The sequence below is a fragment of the Tenacibaculum sp. 190524A02b genome (assembly GCF_964036645.1).
GTDB classification, from domain to species: domain Bacteria; phylum Bacteroidota; class Bacteroidia; order Flavobacteriales; family Flavobacteriaceae; genus Polaribacter; species Polaribacter vairaonense.
The window spans coordinates 2,053,664-2,075,257 of record NZ_OZ038525.1 but is presented as its reverse complement, the minus strand read 5'-3'; the positions used below and the strand labels follow the sequence as shown (position 1 = coordinate 2,075,257).

The window sequence follows — 21,594 nt, the reverse complement described above, 5'->3', positions numbered from 1 at the left end:
TGATATTGTTTTTTGTATTATTTGTGTTTTGTTTGTAATATTGCAGTGGGTGATTTTGTGATAATGCAAAAGGGTGTTTAGGGGACTTTTACTTCTTTATTCTCAATAAGGTCATTCAATAATTTAATGATTTTTAATAATGAGTTATATAAAGGGTAGAGGAGCGCAACACAACGTCCATAATAGGTTTTTACAACATAAATATGAAGTTTTAGATGATTTTTTAAATTATTGTGAAATTGAAAAAGAAAAGTCAGATAATAATAAAACATCTTATTTAGAAATTTTCCCTAAAACAATTTTAAATAAAGCGCCCAGCCCTGATGTTGGTTTTTTGTATTCAATGAATCCCTATCAAGGATGTGAGCATGGTTGTATATATTGTTATGCTAGAAATTCACATGAGTATTGGGGATATTCTGCGGGTTTAGATTTTGAGCGTAAAATCTTATACAAAACAAATGCGCCTGAGTTATTAGAAAAGAAATTAAGAAGTAGGAGTTGGGTTCCTAAAAACATAATGTTATCAGGGAATACGGATTGTTATCAACCGATAGAAAAGAAACTTCAAATAACGCGTAAAATGTTAGAGGTTCTATTAAAACTTAAACATCCAGTAAGTATCCTTACTAAAAACTCTTTGGTATTAAGAGATATAGACATTATAAAAGAAATGGCGTCAATGAACTTGATACGAGTTAATATTTCAATAACGTCATTATCTGAGGAAGTAAGAAGAAAAGTAGAACCAAGGACAGCTTCAATAAAAAAAAGATTAGAAACAGTAAGAATTTTATCAGAAAATAAGGTACCTGTAGGTGTTATGATGGCACCAATAATACCAGCTATTAATAATCATGAAATTATACCACTAGTGAAAAAAGTGAGTGTTTTAGGTGCAAAATCAGTTGGTTATACCGTTGTTAGGCTAAATGGCGCTATAGGTGAAATTTTTACGAATTGGGTGAAAAAGACATATCTAGATAGAGCGGACAAAATTTTAAATCAAATAAAAGCTTGTCATAACGGTACATTAAATGATTCTAATTATGCAACAAGAATGAAAGGTGAAGGTGAGTTTGCAAAGCAAATTAAAATTCAATTCCAATTAGCTAAAAGGATGTATTTAAAAAATATAGAATTACCTCCTCTAGATTTTACTAAATTTGATAAAAATCAAACCAATCAAATGAAACTATTTTAATGAGTGTACACAATCAACTTTTAAATATTCTTGAAAAAGCTTGGGAAGATGAAATAGAATTAAAAAGAGGTCAGTTTTTAGTAAATAAAGAAGAAGTAAATACATATTTGTTTTTGGTTGTTGAAGGAAGTTTGAGGGTTTTTATTGAAGATGAGGTTGAAGAGCATACGATTAGGTTTGGTTACAAAAACTCAATAATCACAGCTTTAGATTCTTTTTTAACAGATCAACCGACTTCTTTTTATATACAAGCGATAAAAAAATGTAAGTTAAAAGTGATTTCCAAAAAAAGCTTTACAGAGTTAATGAATTCAAAAAAAGAGTTCAAAGATACTTGGGAACAATTATTACAAAGTTTCGTGTACCAACAAATAGAAAGAGAGATTGATTTAATAACATATTCACCACAAAAAAGATTTGAACGTGTTATGAAAAGAAGCCCACAGGTTTTTCAAGAGATACCTCAAAAGTACATTGCATCTTATTTGAGAATGACACCAGAAACATTATCAAGAATCCTTAAAAACTCTTGATTAGAATCAATATTTAACCATTTTTATTTTTAGAAATTTGAATAAATAATAATTGAAATGGTTTTTAATAAACAAAAATTACTTTCCGAGTTAGAGAATTATGTATGTTCTCATATTGAATATGCCCAATATTTAAAAACAATACCAGAAGAAGAGCTTCAAAAAAAGAGGGAGAAAACTTCTTGGTCTATCTTAGAATGTATTGAACATTTGAATAGATATGCAGCCTTTTATAATGAAGAGATAGACAAGAGAATTAGGACATCAAGATACCAAAATTCATCTGTATTTAACCCTGGATATTTAGGGAATAAATTCGCTATAGATATGTTGCCTAAAGAAAACATGAAAACAATGAATACGTTTAAGAGTAAAAACCCTATTTATTCAATATTAGAAAAAAATGAGGTGTTAGATGGTTTTATAGGGTATCAAAATGAATTATTAGAGTTGTTAAAACTAGCTAAGGATAAAAACCTGACAAAAATTAAAACCTCTATCACATTACCATTACTAAAATTAAGGTTAGGAGATGCTTTTCGATTTGTAATTTATCATAATGAAAGGCATATTGTTCAAGCACAAAAAATAAAAAAGGAATAGCTTTAACACTATTCCTTTTTAAGTTATTCTTTTAAGATTCTAAAAGATTTGAGTCTATTTTGGGCAAATACCTTTACAAGATATGTTCCAGAAGCATAATTAGAAAAATCAATATCGAGAACGTTATTAAACTCTTTAATTGGCTTATCTAGAAGTTTTCTTCCAAGTATAGAATAAACTTCTACTTTAGTAATTAGCTCAGGACTATTTATTTTTAAATTATCTTTTACTGGATTAGGATAATAGGAAACATTATCTAAGATATTAACTTCTTTAGTTCCTAAGGTAGTTAGGTTATCAATTCTAACATCATCAATTAAAATATCATTATGATAAGGAGACTCAGGGCTATTTTCTGTGATTATAAATTCTATATGTATCAGATTAGATTCAATATAATCAGATAAGTCATATGTAAATGTTTGCCAACCTCCATTTTCTGTAGCACCTTGTAGCTGTAAAAGTGTATGGGCTGTGCTTGCAGTATTATGTACTTTAACTAGTAAGCTATTAAAACTATTACTTATAGTGTTTTTACTGAATACTGAAAACTGTAATGCAGGTTCTGATAGGTTAGAAATATCAATAATCTCAGTAAATAAATTACTTGTTTGATTTGGACCATTAGGAGAAGAACCATCAATCCAAGCATAATTTGTATTTCCTCCAGATGTAAAATCACCAGCATTTTGTGCATCATAATCTGCTCCTGTGCTAAAATTCCAATTTTCGCTTCCATATTGTGTCCAGCAATTAGGAACAGAGTTACTGGAGAAGTTTTCATAAAATGGAGCAGTTAAATTACAATTTGTAGCAAAACTAAAAGGACCAGCCCATAAACTATTGTCAGTACTTCCACAGTTGGCTCTTACATATACATCATAACTTTGTAATTGTCCTAAATCATTAATTGTATAGTTGTTGTTGTCAACTTGGATAAGAGTACCATTACCTTGAGTAAAACCTGTTTGACCATATTCAATTTCCCATGATTGTTCGTTAGAACCAGCTATCCAGTTTATATCTACTGAATTTTGCGTGATGTTTTCAATTTGAATATTTGTAGGTTTAGGACAAGATAATGTTCCACACTCAACAGTAGCATCCCAACCTGAACTGGTTATTGAACTATCTGATGTAAAGCTAAAGGTTAAAGCACCTGTTTCATGAGTAGAAATAATGGTTCCAGGGCTATTGTTACCAGCATAACTACCTATTAAGATGGCGTTCGTATTGTCTCCATCATAAATGTATAACCTATCACAACAACCTTCCGTAGAAAAAGAGTTAAATGTAACAGAAACAAAATCAGCATTATCTTGTGGGTAGATTGTAGTAATATAGTTTTCATTATTTTTATAACTACCGTCAATACCTCCTGAATCGTAAAAACGATCTCCATTACAATAGTTAGGTGTTGTTTTAAAACTATAAGGATTTAAGATTGTACTAGGAGTTCCTTCACAATTAGCAGTTACATATATATCATACTCTGTATCTGAGGTTAAATTGTTTAAGGTAATAGGATTGGTTAATATTTGAATATTATTTCCTGTTCCAGGGGTGAATCCTTTTTCTCCATATTCAATAAACCAACTAGTTTCGTTACTTCTAGTTTCCCATTGAATTTGAGCAGAATTATAAGAAATATTTGTTGCTAATGTGTTAATCGGTGTTAAACAAGTATCACTTTCACATAAAACAGTAGCATCCCAACCACCGTAATTAGTATAATTACTAGAAGTAAACTTAAAGGTTAAAGCTCCTGAGCTATGAGTAGAAGCAATGTTACCAGGAGAATTGGTACCATTATATTGTCCTATTAAGTTAGCATTCGTATCGGGACCATCATATATATATAAATAATCGCAACAGTTTTCAATTTCAAAATAATTAAAGAATACTGTAACTATATCAGTACCGGTTTTAGGGTAAATGGTAGTTGTGTAATTTTCATTATTGCTATAATTCCCTGAAGCTCCACCAGTATCGTAGAAATGGTCTCCGTTACAAAAATCAGCTTTGGTTTTAAATTTAAAAGGACCATTCCATTCGCTAGAATTATTGGTGTTACAATTGGATTTTATATAAACATCATAGGTAGTATTTGAGTTTAAGTTTTCTAAAGTATATGGATTGTTAGAAACGTTAACCTGTGTACCAGATCCAATACTAAAGTTTTCGATACCGTATTCTAATGTCCAGTTATTTTCATTGTTATTAGTAATCCAGCTTAAATCAACACTATTAATAGTTTCATTACTAACTTTAATGTTTGTTGGTTTGATACATGATGGTTTTTCAATAATACTAATGTCATCAATATCAATTTCTTTAAGACCATAGCCTTCAGCAGTAACAGCTCTGAATCTTACTTTAATAATATCTGTAAATTGTGATAGATCGATAAAATGCTCATCCCATAGATCATGAACAGAAGTTTGTTGACTTCCGGTTATGCTAAATATGTCATTAGTCCAAGTACCGTTATTCAAAATATCAACATGTAAACTACCAATATTTTCACCATGCATAAAAGTGTAAAAATGTAAAGTAGGGGTTGTTACTGTAGAAATATCAATATTTGGTGTTAATAAGTTAGCTTCATCACCACTAGTGCTATTGTAGGCTCTAGCTCTGTAATATTTATTTCCGCTTTGCGCTTTATATGGTCCATAAACATTTGAACTGTTTTGAGGTGAGTATTGAGCTTCCCAAAAATAATTGCCTTGATAAATTTCAGGTAAACCAACAATGCAATTTTGTAAAATAGAATTGGTATTTTGATTTTCAGCACCATTGGTGTATGGGGTAGAGTAAATACCACAAAGTGTTTTGATTTGGATAGGGCCAATAAATTCACTGTTATCTTCATTAGAAGCATTTCCACATACAGCTCTTAAATAAATATCTAATTCAGTATTAGAAGGTAAGTTTTCTAAAGTGAAATTATTAGTATCAGTTTGAACAGTAGTTCCATAACCAATTGTAAAACCTTTTAAACCGTATTCAACTTCCCAATTATTTTCTTCTCCATTTGAAGTCCAAGTTAAATCAACTGTGGTAGCAGTAATATTATCATAATTAAAATTTGTAGGATTAGGACAGCTTGGTTTTTCAATAATATTGATAGAATCAATATCAATCTCGTTATTAGTTTCTCCTCCTGAGATAGCTCTAAAACGAACAGTTATCTCACCAGAAAAGTTACTAAGGTCTACTAAATGCTCTTGCCACAAATCATTTGGAGACGTTTGTTGTTGTCCATTAATAACATAAATATCGTTATTCCAATTTCCATTATTTCTAATATCAATGTGTAAGCTACCTACATTTTCACCAAACATGAAGGTGTTGAAGTTTAAAGTAGGGTTATTTGCACTATCTATATTTACTACAGGAGTAAACAGGCTAGCTTCATCTCCTTGTTTGCTATTTTGATATGGATTATTGGTGCTATAGTACTTGTTCCCTTCATTAGCTTTGTATGGGCCAGTTGTAATAGAATTACTATAGTTTGAGTACTTAGCAACCCAGTAATAAGCGTTTTGATAAACATCAGGTGTTGCACTCATACAATTTTGAATTGTATTGCTTGTGTATTGATTTTCTGCTCCATTATTAAAAGGAATCGAAAAAGTACTACAAAGAGTTTTTAAACCAATAGGGCCTATGGCATTGCTATCATCTTCATTAGGATTTTCGCCACAAATAGCTGTTAAATAAAAATCATATTCAGTTTCAGGTAAAAGAGTGTTAATCGAAGTAGGATTTGTTGTAGTCATTATTTTAACACCGTTGCCTTTTGTGTAGCCTTTGTGTCCATATTCTAAAACCCACTTAGATTCTCCTCCGTTAGCATCCCAAGAGAAATTTACGGTGTTACCGTTAATTTTTTCATAAGTAATTTTGCTAGGGTTAGGGCAAGATGGTTTTTCAATAACACTAATAGCGTCAATATCTATTTCATTAGTATTAGTTCCACCAGATATTGCTTTAAATCGTATTAAGATGTCACCAGAATAATCACTTAAATCTATTAAATGCTCAGACCATAATTCTGTAGCGGAGCTTTGTTGTTCACCATTTATAACAAGAACATCTGTAGTCCAATTATTATTAGACCATACATCAACATGTAAACTACCTATGTTTTTACCATGCATATAACTAAAGAAGTTTAAAGTAGGTACGGTAAGATTATCTATATTAATAAAAGGAGTTTGTAAAAAAGCTTGGTCTCCAGAATTCGAGTATGAGGAAGGAGAAGTTCTGTAATATTTATTGCCTTCATAAGCTTTATGTGGCCCAGTACTAATTGTAGAGCTGTTTGTTGAAGAGTAAGTTTCCCAGAAAAAGTTTGCTTGATAAATATCTGGGGTTGCGCTCATGCAATTTTCTATAGAGCTTCCTGTGTTTTGATTTTCTGCTCCATTATTAAAGGGAGTATCAAAAGTACCACATGGTGTTTTTACGGATATTGGACCTACATTGAAACTATCATCTTCAGAAGGAGTTTCACCGCAGATGGCCTTTACATAAAAATCGTACTCAGTTTCTGGAGTTAACCCTTCAATAGTAATTGGGTTAGAGGAAACTTGTGTTTTAATACCATTTCCAGGGGTAAAACCTTTAGAACCGTGTTCTATTAACCATTTATTTTCACTACCATTTACAGTCCACTCTAAGTCAATAGAATTTCCAGAGATGTTTGTATAATTAAAATCAGATGGTTCAGGACAAGTAATGGTAATACAATTAACAGTTGCTTCCCATCCTATATCTGTAACAACATGATCAGATGTAAAAACAAAGGTTAAACCTTGGTTTATTTTTGACCTAAGTAAACCAGGAGAATTCATCCCCGTATATCTACCAATTAGTGGAGCATCAGTATCGTTACCATCGTAAACATATAAATAGTCATATCCACTCTCTATTTGGAAATAGGAAAAGTTTACTTCAACCACATTGGCGTTTTCTGGTAGTATAATAGTTTTTACATTTTGATTTTTAGGATAGTTTCCTTCAATTCCAGGATCGTAAAACTTATCTCCATTACAAAAATCAGCTAAGGTAGTCACGCTATAAGGTCCAGCCCAATCACTTGAATTAGTATCAGAGCATAATGATTTTACATAAATGTCATAAGTTGTTCCAGACTGTAAGTTGCTAGCAGTATAAGGATTAGTGTTTGTAATAGTTCCTATTCCAGTAGGTAGGGTATTGTTTAAAACAACTTCTATTTCCCAATTATTGGAATCATTTGAATCTGACCATGAAATTTGAATATTGTCTTTATCAGCTGTAGTATTAATTGAAGAAGGAGTTGAACACTTGGTAGTGAACGAAAAAGCTTCTGAGTAATCACTATCTCCACAAGTGTTTGTTGATTTAATTCTCCAAAAATAAGTAGTATTAAAGTTAGTTACTTGCTTAGTATTGTAAGAGTTTTCGCTTAAAGAACTACTTTCTATTATTGTATTGAAGTTATTGTCCGTAGCAATTTCAAGAAGATATGTAGCGGAATTATCATCGCTTTCCCAAGACAATAAAGGAGAGATATTTATACCTGTACTATTATTTACTGGAGAAGTTAGAGTTGGAACAAGAATTGTGCTTTCAAATATGTTAAATTCTAACGAAGCTTTTTTTACAGTAGTATTTGTAGTTCCAACTACATTAAATGTATAATTGTCAATTGCTAAGTTATTAGTTCCAGTAATTGTTAATTTAATAGGAGTATTATTGTCTATAACAGTATTAGGAGAAAAACTAGCAGTTAAATTATTAGGAAGATTTTCTACAGTAAATGTAGTAGTTTCTCTAAAGCTTAAGTAAGTTTTGTAAGTAAAGTCATATTCAATAACATCTGGTTTACAAACTTCTTGAGAGCTTTGGTTAAAACTCATTATAAACTCTGAAACTTGAATGTTTATATTATTACTGTTGATGGCATAAAAAATATTATCAACAGGTTTAATCATAATTCTTCCTTGTGTGGTAGATTCAGGAATTTCAGGTATTATGATTTCTTGACTTCCATCGTTAGGTGTATTAGATATAATAGTATGTGGGTAGGTAAACCCTCCATCAGTAGAAAGTAAAATCTCTACATGAGAAGCATTAATAGGAGCGACGTCAGTATTGGCAACATCCCAAGTAATCGTTTTAGTGTCTCCAACATTCCAGTTTTCTGCAGAGTTTTGAGAAGTAACAACAAATGGACCAGCTGTATCAGTAGTGTTAATAATCATTTCGTCTGAAGCAGTTTTTGCTCCAGAACTAGCATTATCTCTAACTGTTAAAACAAAGTTTATGGCTCTACTTACTGAAGGTACTACTTCCCAAGTAGGAGTTAAGTTTCCTTGAACTACATCTTCTAATTGTGGAATATACCTGATAGGTGACTCAGTTGGCAACTTTGACCTGAATAAAGGGCCTTGGCTCCATGTTGGTTGAGGAGTACTAGTAGATAAAGGATCTTCAGGGTTATTTTGCTCCCAACAGTAAGTTAAACTAGAATTAGCATCATTATCACTTCCAGCTCCTTCCAGTATAAAAGGAGTGGAAATAGGAATGGTATAATCATTTCCAGCATTTGCTGTCGGATCATTATTTCCAGTAGCTATTAATTCTGCACACGAACTATTATTTCTTGTCCATTCAATTACATCTCTAATATCTACATAGTTAAAATAATCATCAGAATGGAATTGGACATTAGGAGCACAAATACCTGCGTAACTCATAATAGTACTACCACTACCTGGTTCTACTTCTTGCAAACCAAAAGCACTTCTACAATTGGCACTACTTTGAACATGAAGTCCTCCATATTGATGTCCGAATTCATGAGCTGCAAGCATATTAAAATCATCAGTATCGGGAGAATGGTGTGCTGAAAAAGCACTACCTTTTGATCCTTCAGTACAAACACATGCTATACACCCTGCGCTTCCATATTTTCGATTACTAAGAACAAATACATGCCCAACATCATAGTTTCCAGTTCCAATGGTCGTGTCTAAAGTGTTCTGAATTTGATTATTGAAACCACCAGTACTAAAAGGATCATTATTACCATCAAGAAAAATTAGTTGATCATTATTGTCAATCAATTCCATGGTTACACCAAAATCTCTCTCAAAAATACTATTGATTCTTGTTAAAGAGTTGTTTATAGCAGAAAGAACAACGGCTTTCTTTTCTTCATCAGTAGTTTCTGAACCTGTTAAAAAAAAGTTTGAAAACTCTCCAGTAGTTGCTAGAGCTAACCTATATTTTCTTAGATATCCGTCATTAGTGCTAATCTTATTATTAAGTTTAAAAAAGTTTCTTTTGGAAGTTTCTATAGTAGTGCATTCAAAATCATTAAAACTTTTAGTATCTGATCTTTTAAAATGTACATAACTATTAGTTTTATGATCTAGAGGTTTTACTATTCTAGTTCCTTCACTTGTTTGAATGTAAGCATATAATCCAGTATGTTTTGAGTAGCTAATTCTTGCAGTTTTATTAGTGGTTAAACTTTTAGCAACATAAGAATTGATACTAGGGAACTTTTGATGTAATTTTTTACTGAAGTTAGAAGCTTTTAAAATTTCAAAATCTTCAAACTTTTTACCAGTAATAGGTAAAGTAAGAATAGTTTTAGTGTGGTGCTTAGAAAATCTATTGGCAGATTTCCTTAAAATGGTAGCTAATTGATTTTGATTTAATTTTAGTTGATGATAATTGCTTGGAGCATCGCTAATTTTTTGAGAATAATTGATTTTTAAATCGTTTCTCCATACTTGTTGAGAATAGTTTTTAGCTACATATACGCATAGCAATAAGAAGCATAGTATTTTCTTATTCATAGTTAATAATTTTTTAATTTGGTAGTACAAAACTATAAAAAAATAGCTTTTTAAAAAAGTTAAATAGCTGTTTTTCATGTTAAGCTTTCATTAATAGATAAAAAAGAGTTGTTACGTAGTTAAAATATGTGGTTGGTCTAAATTATTTCTCAAGGAGCAGAAAATAGAGTAATATGAATGCAACTAAAATTTATTTAAAACTCTTCTAACTAATGATTAACCAATCTATAACTAAACAATTACTGTTGTTATTTATAGTAGCATGTACTAGTACTATAATAGCAACCCCCAAAAAAAACTGTAAAAAAGAGGTTTTCTCAAAAAAAGAAAAAATAAACCAAGAACATCCATTAGTCTCTGAAGCCATGTGGAATATTTTGTTCCCATATCGTTTTGGAGCTAAAGATAAAGGAGGTGGAAACTGGGAGTTAGACCCTAAAGATGATTTTTATACGTATGCTTCTTTTATTGAAGCTATTAATAGAATGTCTAAAATTAAAGCTGTTTTTGAGAGAAGATGTGCCACTAATGCGTATAGAATTACTAGAATAGACAAGGTTTCAGGAAGTAAGGTAGTAATTAGAAAGGATGCAGATTTTGAAGCTCCTAGAAATATAAATAAAGATATTGTAAGGGAAGAAGTTGACTATGGAAACTTTTTAAAAGAAGGTAATCAAGAAACAAAAAAGAGAGAACTAGCTGCTTTTTTCGCAAATATATCTCATGAAACAACTGGTGGATGGCCAACGGCTCCTGGAGGAAGGTTTTCTTGGGGATTACACTTTAGAGAAGAACCAACAACCTCGTTATACGCTTCACCAGATGTTAACTACCCTCCAACTCCAGGGAAATCATATAAAGGTAGAGGACCTATGCAACTATCATACAATTATAATTATGGACCCGCAAGTGAATTTATTTTTGGTGATAAGCAAGTTTTATTAGATAACCCTGAAAAGGTTATTGAAGATGCTGCTTTAGCTTTCCAAACTGCTATTTGGTTTTGGATGACTCCGCAATACCCTAAACCATCTGCGCATGATGTTATGGTTAGAAATTGGCAGCCAACTGAACTAGATGTTTCTAAGAATAGAGTAGTAGGTTTAGGAATGACAGTAAATATTATTAATGGAGGTGTTGAATGTGGGCAAGGAGTAGAAAAGCCTCAGGTATTAGATAGGATAGGGTATTACGAGCGTTTTGCAGGTATTTTTAATGTAGGAACAGATATGGATGGTGTAAATGATTTATCTGATTGTGGTTGTAAGGATATGGAAAGATATGGAGGAGATGCAGCTGATATAACAACAGAACCATGTGCAATGAAACCTTCTATTAGTTTTACATCTCCTAAAAATAATCAACTATTTAAACAACCAAATTTCGAAGTAATACCTTTTACAATTGAAGTAGACAGAAAAAACACAACATTAGCCAGTATTGTAACAACGATTAATGGACAGGATTTTAATGGCACTTCTTTTTCTTGGACACCAAGTACGTATGGGACACATTCTTTTAATACAAAAGCGTTGTTTCAAAATGGTTTGGAGGCTGTTGCTAATATAAAAATTACAGTATGGGATGGTGTAAATCTTTCATGTGATGATATTCCTGAATGGAATAATGCTATTATTTATGATAAAGCTGATAACTATATAAAGTATAATAATGTAGTGTATAGAAATAAATGGTATGCAGATAGTAGTAATATTCCTGGAGGAAGTAATGTTTGGGAGAAAATAAAATCTTGTGGAGGAGATGATGGAGGTGGAACTGGTACTTTTTGTGGAAAAGAAAAGTGGGATGCTAATAAAGTGTATTATAAAGGAGATCAAGCTTATTATGAAAGTAAAATATTTAGGGCAAAATGGTGGACTCAAAACAATATTCCAGAACAAAGCCAAGAATGGGAGTTTGTAGAAAATTGTTCTCAATTAAACAAAAAACAAAAACAACCATTCAATGCATACCCTACTATAGTTGTAGATAAATTGTATTTGAATATGGCCCCTGATATAAAAGAGAGTGTTAAAGTACAGGTGTTTGATTATTCAGGGAGCTTAATAAAGAGTTTTAGAACAGATAATTTTCAAAAAGGAACTTATAATTTCACTTATGATGTATCAGACCTTAAGAGAGGTTTATATATCTATAAAATTTCTGTTGGAGGTAAAACTTATAACAGGAAATTTATTAAGTATAATAATAAATAAAATAACTTCAAAGAACATTTAAATAAGCCTTTTCTATAAGGCTTATTAGGCTATATATTAAGATTTTTTTAATCAAACATTAACTAATAAATAATTAACAAACAACAAATAATCCTTCTAGGAATTACAAAAACTAAGTAATAATGAAAAAAACAATACTAACCCTTATACTCTTAATTTGTGGTGTAAGTCTTTACGCACAATATCAATTTCCTGATTGTTACCCAGCATGGGATCCTAACAAAGAAAATTATGTAAAGGGAGATCAAGTTTCGTTAGACGGTGTCAATTATGAAGCGAAATATTATACAACAGCTAAGCCAGCAGATCAATCTTGGCAAGTTATTAGTGCTTGTGGAGATGGTGGTTTAGGGGCAGATTATAAAGGAAAACAGAGAATCATAGGATATTTGCCTACCTGGATTCCTGATTATGATATTAAAAATAATTTTAAACCAGAAGTAGTGACCAACCTTAACATTTCTTTCTTAATGTTTAAGCAAAATAATAACAACTATAACAGTAGTGATTTTGCTTCTATAGGATTTAATGAAAGAGAATTATTTAAGGTTGATTCTGTTTTAACTGATTGTAAAGTTTTATCAAAATCAAGAGCTAAAAATGTAAAAGTTTCAGTGGCTGTTGGTGGTGCTACTGATTATGCCTTTTTATGGTTAATGACTAAGTATTATAATAATGACCAAAAATTAGAGGAAATAGCAAATCTTTTAGTAAACTATGTTAATCAACGTCAATTAGATGGATTAGATTTAGATTTAGAGTGTTGGTGGGCAGATCCTAATATTTCTGGAACTTCTGATCAGGGAGGAAGAAAAAGAGGAGATAAATGGGGAGGAGCTGATGATGGTCCGCATCCAGCGGCTATTGGTTTAACGACTTTAAGTAAGAAGTTAAGAGAAAAAATGCCTAATAAGTTAATAACCGCTGCTGTTTTTGGAACTTCTTGGTACGGTAACAATTACGATGCGAAAATGGCTGATTATATGGATTGGATTGGGTTGATGACTTATGATTTTACAGGATCTTGGGATAAATCACCTATAGGACCGCATAGTTCGTTGTACAAAGTCCCTGAAAGAACATATACAGGTCAATCAGCAAATGACCCTATTTATTCTGTACAAGATGCTTTAGAATATTGGATGGGTATTGCAGAACCTGTATGGAATCATGCTGGCGGATTAGGAGTGAAGAAAAATAAATTAGTAGTAGGTGTACCTATTTATGGTTATGATTTTTCTGAAAGAAAACCAGCAGGGAGTAATGGTTTTAAATTTGTTCCTTACAGAAAAATATTAGAAGAGTTTCCAAATGCAGCTACAAGTTATGATCCTAAAGATACCAAGAAATTAAACGGGCATATTGGACTTAATGGGAAGAATATATATTTTGATACACCTAAACAAGCAGGTGAAAAAATAAAATATAGTAAAAGGTTTGGGCATCAAGGAGTAATTGTTTGGGAACTAACACAGGATGCTAATTATAATTCATCATCAAGTATATTGAAGGCTCTAAACGAGGCAAATGGAAATACAGATCCAATTAACCAATCTCCTGTAATTACTTGGAATTCACCAACCAATAATCAGGTTTTTGAAGTTGATAGTTTATCAACTATTAATTTAAAAGCAACAGCAATTGATAGTGATGGTACTGTGGATTCTTTTAAATTTACGAATAACGGAACTGTAATAAATTCATCAAAATCAGGTAATGAATATACAGGGAGTTTTACGCCTTCAACATTTGGTAGTTATACAATTATAGCAGAAGCAATAGATGATAAAGGAGCGAAGTCTGAGAGTAGTATTACATTCACTGTTAGAGAAAAGTCAAATGATAACACACCACCAGTAATTTCAGGAGTTAATCCAGTTGACAATAGTACAATAGAACAAACAGATTTATCAGCCATTACATTAAAAGCAATGGTAACTGATAATGAGTCTGTAAGTACAGTTGAATTTATAATAAATAACCAAACTTTCAATGCAGTAAGTTCAAATAGTGATGAGTACATAGCTAACTGGACTCCTAATCAATTTGGAACTTTTTCTCTAAAAATTAAAGCAGCAGATAATGCAGGTTTGTTGTCTGAAAAGACAGTTAGTTTTACGGTTAAAGAGAAAAGTACTGGTGGAGGATGTAGTGGAGTTGCTGCATGGGAAGCAAAAGTGTACGCACAAGCAGGGCAAGAGGTAGTATATAATAATGTAATTTATAAAAATAAGTGGTATGCAGAAACAACAGATGTACCTGGCAATAGTAATGTTTGGGAAGAAGTAAGGTCGTGTGATGGAACAGGAGGAGGAGATTTCTGTGGAAGTTCAGAGTGGAAAGCTAGTAAAGTTTACAATAAAGGTGATAAAGTATACTATGATAAAAAAATATATGAGGCTAATTGGTGGACACAGAATCATACACCTGGACAGTCAGCAGAATGGAAGTTTATATCTAATTGTCCAGAAAGTACATTGTTGAGAGTTTATCCAACATCTGTTTCTGATAAAGCAAATATAGATGTGCAATTAGAGAAGAAAAGTGCTGTTAAAATTCTACTTTTTGACCATTCAGGTAAATTAGTGAAAACATTTGTAGATGATAACGTAAGCAAAGGGCTAAGTACTTTTGATGATAATTTGTCAATGTTAAAAAATGGACTGTACATTTATAAGATATTTGTAAATGGAAAGTCATATACTGAGAAAATCATAAAAAACAATTAGTAAACAATAACTTTTAAAATATAACGTCTTATAGTGTAATAACATCAACTGAATAAGTCTTTTAAAGACTTATTCAGTTTTATTTTAACCCAATTAAAAACTAAATAATTTGAATTAATAATTAAAACTTAAAATAAACAAACAACAAAACCCCTTAATCATGAGAAAAAAACTCTTAACCTTAAGCTTTCTAATTTGTAGCATATTTCTGCATGCACAGTATCAATTTCCAGATTGTTATGGCTCTTGGGATTCCTCAAAACAAAATTATGTTAAAGGAGATCAGGTTTCTTACGAAGGTATCAATTATGAAGCTAAATATTATACAACAGAAAAACCGGGACATGAATCATGGCAAGTTTTAGGCCCTTGCGGAGATGGTGGATTAGGAGAAGATTATAATGGAAAACAGCGCATTATAGGTTACTTACCTACGTGGATAAAAGATTATGACATTAAAAATGACTTCAAGCCTGAAGTAGTAAGTAATTTAAATATTTCATTTTTAACTTTTAAACAAAATAATACGAATTATAATAGCAGTGATTTTGCTTCTATAGCATTTGACGAAAAAGAGCTGAAAAAAGTAGATTCAGTTTTAACGGAGTGTAAAGTGTTATCAAAGGCAAAAGCTAAAAATGTGAAAGTATCTGTAGCTGTAGGTGGTGCCATAGATTATGCTTTTTTATGGTTGATGACTAAGTACTATAACAATGATCAAAAATTAGAAGAAATAGCTAATTTATTAGTGAATTATATTAAAGATCGAAATTTAGATGGTGTTGATTTAGATTTAGAGTGTTGGTGGAATGATCCAGCAATTACAGGAACTGTAGATCAAGGCGGAAGAAAAAGAGGTGACCAATGGGGTGGAAGTGATGAAGGACCACATCCAGCAGCAATTGGTCTAACCAATTTAAGTAAGAAGTTGAGGGAGAAGATGCCCAATAAACTTATTTCTGCAGCTGTTTTTGGAACTTCTTGGTATGGTAATAATTATGATGGAAAGATGGCTGATTATATGGATTGGATAGGGCTAATGACATATGACTTTACAGGGTCTTGGGATAAGTCACCAATAGGGCCTCATAGTTCTTTATATAAAGTACCAGCTGGGTCATATACAGGACAAACGGCAGATGATCCAATATATTCCGTACAAGATGCGTTAGAATATTGGTTGGGTATAGCGCCACCAACATGGAATCATGGAGGAGGTTTAGGTGTTAAAAAGAGTAAGCTAGTAATAGGAGTTCCTATGTATGGGTATGATTTTTCTGAAAGAAAACCAGCAGGAAGTAATGGTTATAAATTTGTTCCTTATAGAAAAATGTTAGAAGAGTTTCCAGATGCAGCAACAAGTTATGATGCTAAAGATCCTAAAAGCTTAAATGGACATGTTGGGTTGAATGGAAAAAATATCTACTTTGACACACCAAAACAAGCAGGGGAGAAAATAAAGTACAGTAAAAACTATGGACATCAAGGTGTTATTGTTTGGGAGTTAACACAGGATGCAAGTTATGATTCTCCATCAAGTATTTTAAAAGCGTTGAATGATGCAAGTGGAAATGGTACATTGAGTGAAGATGATTGGCAGTTTGCATCAGTACAATCTTTAAAGTTATATCCAACTATTGTAAAAGATGAGGTTAAATTATTAATAAATTCATCAAAAGAAAATGTAATTAAAGTAAAAATTTACGACTACTTAGGTAACAGAATAAAAACATTGATGAATGGTAAGGCACCAGTAGGTGCAAGTGTTTTTAATTTACAAGTTCCTAATTTAAAACCAGGAGTATACTTATGTAGTATTGAAATAAATGGTAAACGAAAAGTAAAGAAGCTAGTTAAAAAGTAAAAAGAAGTGTAATAAATATTTGTTTGAAGTAAAAGCGTCTAAGAAATTAGACGCTTTTTATGTTTATACTAGTTTTTGCTAAAAATTAATATACTTAAGAAATTATAACTACTATACGCCTAAAGCCTTTATAGTTATACTTATGAAGTCATTCCTACTATACAGTAAAAGATTTTAAGATTATACTTGTGAAGTTGTTACTGCTATAAATATAGAATTAGATATAATAGAAATACATACTATTTTAGAAAAATATACTTTAAGCTTTAGTGAGTTTATATTTGAGGTTTCATTATTAAGTTATAAAAAAATAGGCTGTTTAAAAGAAAATTAAACAGCCTGTTTTTATATATTAAGTTATTATGTTTAAGCTAACATAGTAACTGGATTTTCTAAGTAAGTTTTTAAGGTTTGTAAGAATTGAGCTCCTACAGCACCATCAACTGTTCTATGATCACAAGCTAAGGTAAGCTTCATTGTGTTACCTACAACAATTTGTCCATTCTTAACAACAGGCTTTTCTACAATAGCACCTACAGATAAAATAGCAGAATTAGGTTGATTAATAATAGAAGTAAAACTTTCAATACCAAACATACCTAAGTTAGATACTGTAAAAGTACTTCCTTGCATTTCATCTGGTTTAATTTTTTTACTTCTAGCTTTACCTGCTAAATCTTTTACTGCTCCACCAATTTGAGTTAAACTTAAAGAGTTGGTATGTTTTATTACTGGAACAACTAATCCTTCGTCAACAGCTACAGCAACACCTACATGTATATGACTATGGTATTTTGTAGCATTATCAGACCAAGAAGTATTTACTTGCGGATGTTTAATTAAAGCCATTGCGCAAGCTTTAACAACCATATCATTAAACGATACTTTAGTATCAGGTATCGCGTTTATAGTTTTTCTAGAAGCGATAGCATTATCCATATCCACTTCAATATTTAAATAGAAGTGAGGAGCATTAAACTTAGAGTTCCCTAAAGATTTAGCAATTGCTTTACGCATTTGAGAGTTTTTAACCTCTTCTGTTCTTTCTTCACCAGCAATAGCAAAACTAGTAACCGTAGAAGGAGTAGAAGTACTAGCTGGAGTTGAAGTTTCAACTTTTGCAGAAGGTGTATAATTTTCGACATCTTTTTTAATGATACGACCATTTTCACCAGACCCCTTAACGTCAGCTAAGTTAATACCCTTGTCCTTAGCTATTTTTTTAGCTAAAGGAGAAGCAAAAATTCTTCCTCCAGAGTTAGTGTTTACTACAGTCTCTTTAGTATCCACTTGAGTATCTGAGCTAACACTGGGAGTTGAAGCAGGCGCTTCTTTTTTGTCTGCAGTACTATTAGAAGTAGTTAAACTTCCTGATTTATGAGCTTCTATTAAACCGGCTACATCTGTACCTTCACTACCAATAATAGCTAGTAGGCTATCTACAGGTGCACTATCTCCTTCTTGTACTCCAATATGTAATAAAGTCCCCTCATAGAAAGACTCAAATTCCATAGTAGCTTTATCAGTTTCAATTTCAGCTAATATATCACCTTCTTCAATTTTATCACCAACACCTTTTAACCAAGTAGCAACTGTACCTTCAGTCATCGTATCACTTAAACGTGGCATGGTAACTACTTGTACACCTTCTGGTATTACAACATTATTAGTGTTTTCTGTATTTGCGTTTTCGTCGGCTTTTGGAGTTTCTTTTGTTTCTTCTTGAGTAGTAGAATTTCCATTTAAAAGGGCAGAAAAGTCTTCGCCTTCTTCACCAATAATAGCCAATAAACTATCTACAGGTGCAGTTTCCCCTTCTTGAACACCAATGTGAAGTAAAGTTCCTTCATGGAAAGATTCAAACTCCATAGTGGCTTTATCTGTTTCAATTTCAGCTAGAATATCACCTTCTTCTACTTTATCTCCAACGTTTTTTAACCATTGCGCCACTACACCTTCTTCCATAGTGTCACTTAAGCGTGGCATGTTTACTATTGTAGCCATATTTTATAATGTATTAGTTGGATTATTTATTTAATAAATGGATAATCTTCTTGTTGGTATACCATGTCATGTAAAAGATTTAACTCTGGGTAAGGAGAATCTTCAGCAAATTGCTCACATTCCTTAACAGATGCTTTAACTTCTTTATTAATGGCTTCTATTTCTTCGTCAGTAGCGTATTTTTTATCCTTGATAACGTCTAAAACTTGCGTTATAGGATCTATTTTTTTATACTCTTCAACTTCGTCTTTAGTACGATAATGTTGTGCGTCAGACATTGAGTGCCCTCTATAACGATACGTTTTCATTTCTAAGAAAGTAGGACCATCACCTCTGCGAGCTCTTTGTATAGCTTCGTCAACAGCTTCAGCAACCTTTATAGGGTTCATTCCATCAACAGGACCACAAGGCATTTCATATCCTAACCCTAGTTTCCAAATATCAGTATGATTAGCAGTTCTTTCAACAGAAGTTCCCATTGCGTATCCATTGTTTTCTACAATAAATACTACAGGTAATTTCCAGTTCATAGCCATGTTAAATGTTTCATGTAATGAACCTTGACGAGCTGCACCATCACCAAAATAACATAAAGTTACGGCGTCATTTCCTTTGTATTTATCTCCAAAGGCAAGACCTGCTCCTAAAGGAATTTGACCTCCAACAATACCATGACCACCATAAAAACGGTATTTTTTAGAAAAAATGTGCATAGATCCACCCATTCCTTGAGAAGTTCCAGTAGCTTTACCATAAAGTTCAGCCATTACTCTTTTCGGGTCTTCACCCATTCCAATTGGTTGAACGTGGTTACGATAAGCTGTAATCATTTTGTCTTTAGTTAAGTCCATTGCATGTAATGAACCTGCTAAAACAGCCTCTTGACCGTTATATAAGTGTAAAAAACCTCTTACTTTTTGTTGAATGTAAACCGCTGCTAATTTATCTTCAAACTTCCTCCAAAATAGCATGTCTCTATACCAATTGATATAGGTTTCTTTGGTGATTTCTTTCATTTATACTAGTTGTTTATTTAAGTTGTTTGTTTTACTTTATATAAAACGCAGCTACAAAAGTAGTAGTTTTTAGCAATTTAAAAAAAGGTTCTTGTTAAAAGTTGTACAACTAGATTGGGTGAAGTTATTTTTTTTCTTTTTCTCTAATAATCATAGCTATTACTTTGGCTCCTTTTGCTAGATTCCACATGTCTGAAGATACAATATCTTTATAGTCATCATATATAGTAAAAGCTCCTGTATTAGGTCTTAAGTCACCTTCATTAATAGCAATAATTTCTATTTTATTAAAACCTAAACTTAAGGGAATACTAAAGTTTTTTAAATCTCTTTTTAAAGTATAGTTTTCAAAAACAGGAATTCCGTTTTTATAAATAGATATGACGTCTCCATCAATTCTTCCAAAATCAATAGCATTAATGTGGATATTTCTTGATGTAGTATGGAAACTTCCCATGTCTTTATCAGTCATAGGAATTTTTAAATTAAACTTCTCCATTTTTTTTTGAAGAACTAATTGTCGTCTTAAACTTGGGGTTAAAACACCTTTATTTTCTAAAGCTTTTTCGGCTTGTTTTTTTTGTAGTTCTTGTTGTTGTTTAGCATGTGCAGACTTGAAGCCGTCATTATTTTTAAAATCTAATGATTCTGGGCGTTTTACTTCTTTAGCGTCACTATTTATAATACCAATACTCGTTTTACCTTTGTCTTTTCCTCCAAAGCTTCCATCTAATTGGGCTGCTACAGATTGAGTGAAAGTTAAAAAAACTACTGCAAATGTGATTTTAAAAATATTCATCATAAATAATTCTTGAACAAAGATAATGCCGATTTTATAAGTTGGTCTAAATAAAGCGTTAAAAGTTACTATTTTATAGGAAAGTCAAAATAGGTTTTGGGAAAAGGTTCATTATTTAATGTAAAATGCCACCATTCATTCTTATAAGGCCTAAACCCGTTTTTAATCATTATATTTTGTAGTGTTTTTCTATTTTTTTGTTGCTCTTTAGTAAGATCTTGATAAGTAATATGTGAAGAAATACCAAAAAAGTCATACGGGCTTCCCATATCTAATTCAGTTCCTGTTTTTAAATCAATAATAGTTAAATCAACTGAACTTCCTCTCGAGTGCCCTGATTTTGAAGCAATATAACCTAGTTTAAAAAGATGACGTTTATTTATTTTAGGGTAATAGTACTTTTTCATTACAGTGTCATTAATTACTCGTGCCCATCTTACAAAATGATTTACAGCAGTTTGTGGTCTGTATGCATCGTATATTTTTAAGCTTAAGTTTTTCTTAAGTAATTCATCTTGTACTTTCTTTAAGGCTTTAGCTGTAAGAGTAGAGGTTATTAAAACATCATCTTCATAGCCATCAATAGGAATACCTACAAAATTATTATGGTTACAGTACCTTAATTCTTGTTGTATGGTTGGGGCAATTTCACTAACATAGGAAAAACCTTTTGGTAGTTGAGCAAAGGAAATTGTAGTGATTAGTAGAAATAGAGTATATGTTAATTTGATTTTTTGCATTTG

General features: G+C 31.7%; 11 protein-coding genes. 6 read left to right on the top strand and 5 right to left on the bottom strand.

Annotated features, from left to right (window positions below):
- The first annotated feature begins 139 nt into the window (after positions 1–139).
- From ABNT65_RS08175 to ABNT65_RS08165, 3 genes are read left to right on the top strand one after another with little or no spacing between them, the layout of a single operon-like run.
- A complete protein-coding gene (locus ABNT65_RS08175) occupies positions 140–1,204 on the top strand; it encodes a PA0069 family radical SAM protein (RefSeq protein WP_348747637.1) in 1,065 nt (354 codons plus the stop codon).
- Positions 1,204–1,737 (top strand): Crp/Fnr family transcriptional regulator, encoded by a 534-nt coding sequence (locus ABNT65_RS08170; RefSeq protein ID WP_348738961.1) that lies wholly within the window; start codon positions 1,204–1,206, stop codon positions 1,735–1,737. Before ABNT65_RS08175 ends, ABNT65_RS08170 begins: the two co-directional genes overlap by 1 nt.
- Before the next feature lie 57 nt (positions 1,738–1,794).
- Positions 1,795–2,340 carry a DinB family protein gene (locus tag ABNT65_RS08165; RefSeq protein ID WP_348747636.1) on the top strand — a complete coding sequence of 182 codons (546 nt, stop codon included), beginning with the start codon at positions 1,795–1,797 and terminating at the stop codon, positions 2,338–2,340.
- Positions 2,341–2,363: 23 nt separating this feature from the next.
- Here ABNT65_RS08165 and ABNT65_RS08160 read toward each other — a convergent pair whose 3' ends face one another.
- Positions 2,364–10,202 (bottom strand): fibronectin type III domain-containing protein, encoded by a 7,839-nt coding sequence (locus tag ABNT65_RS08160; protein WP_348747635.1) that lies wholly within the window; start codon positions 10,200–10,202, stop codon positions 2,364–2,366.
- Between the two features lie 212 nt (positions 10,203–10,414).
- Between ABNT65_RS08160 and ABNT65_RS08155 the strand changes: the two genes are divergently transcribed.
- The 3 genes from ABNT65_RS08155 (at position 10,415) to ABNT65_RS08145 (ending at position 17,032) form a co-directional block, all read left to right on the top strand.
- The gene (locus tag ABNT65_RS08155) at positions 10,415–12,418 is read left to right on the top strand and encodes a glycoside hydrolase family 19 protein (RefSeq protein ID WP_348747634.1); all 2,004 of its coding nucleotides are present in this window, start codon (positions 10,415–10,417) and stop codon (positions 12,416–12,418) included.
- Positions 12,419–12,561: 143 nt separating this feature from the next.
- A complete protein-coding gene (locus tag ABNT65_RS08150) occupies positions 12,562–15,168 on the top strand; it encodes a glycosyl hydrolase family 18 protein (RefSeq protein WP_348747633.1) in 2,607 nt (868 codons plus the stop codon).
- A gap of 160 nt (positions 15,169–15,328) precedes the next feature.
- Positions 15,329–17,032: a glycosyl hydrolase family 18 protein gene (locus tag ABNT65_RS08145; protein ID WP_348747632.1), complete on the top strand. Its 1,704-nt coding sequence runs from the start codon at positions 15,329–15,331 to the stop codon at positions 17,030–17,032.
- A gap of 366 nt (positions 17,033–17,398) precedes the next feature.
- Here ABNT65_RS08145 and ABNT65_RS08140 read toward each other — a convergent pair whose 3' ends face one another.
- The 4 genes from ABNT65_RS08140 to ABNT65_RS08125 all read right to left on the bottom strand — a co-directional run bounded on the left by ABNT65_RS08140 (position 17,399) and on the right by ABNT65_RS08125 (position 21,591).
- Positions 17,399–19,036: a pyruvate dehydrogenase complex dihydrolipoamide acetyltransferase gene (locus ABNT65_RS08140; protein WP_348747631.1), complete on the bottom strand. Its 1,638-nt coding sequence runs from the start codon at positions 19,034–19,036 to the stop codon at positions 17,399–17,401.
- A 26-nt stretch (positions 19,037–19,062) separates the two neighbouring features.
- Positions 19,063–20,052 (bottom strand): pyruvate dehydrogenase (acetyl-transferring) E1 component subunit alpha, encoded by a 990-nt coding sequence (gene pdhA / locus ABNT65_RS08135; protein WP_348747630.1) that lies wholly within the window; start codon positions 20,050–20,052, stop codon positions 19,063–19,065.
- A 124-nt stretch (positions 20,053–20,176) separates the two neighbouring features.
- A complete protein-coding gene (locus ABNT65_RS08130; RefSeq protein WP_348704683.1) occupies positions 20,177–20,854 on the bottom strand; it encodes a hypothetical protein in 678 nt (225 codons plus the stop codon).
- A 65-nt stretch (positions 20,855–20,919) separates the two neighbouring features.
- Positions 20,920–21,591, bottom strand: coding sequence for a M15 family metallopeptidase (locus ABNT65_RS08125; protein ID WP_348704684.1), 672 nt, complete (start codon positions 21,589–21,591; stop codon positions 20,920–20,922).
- Positions 21,592–21,594: the final 3 nt, after the last annotated feature.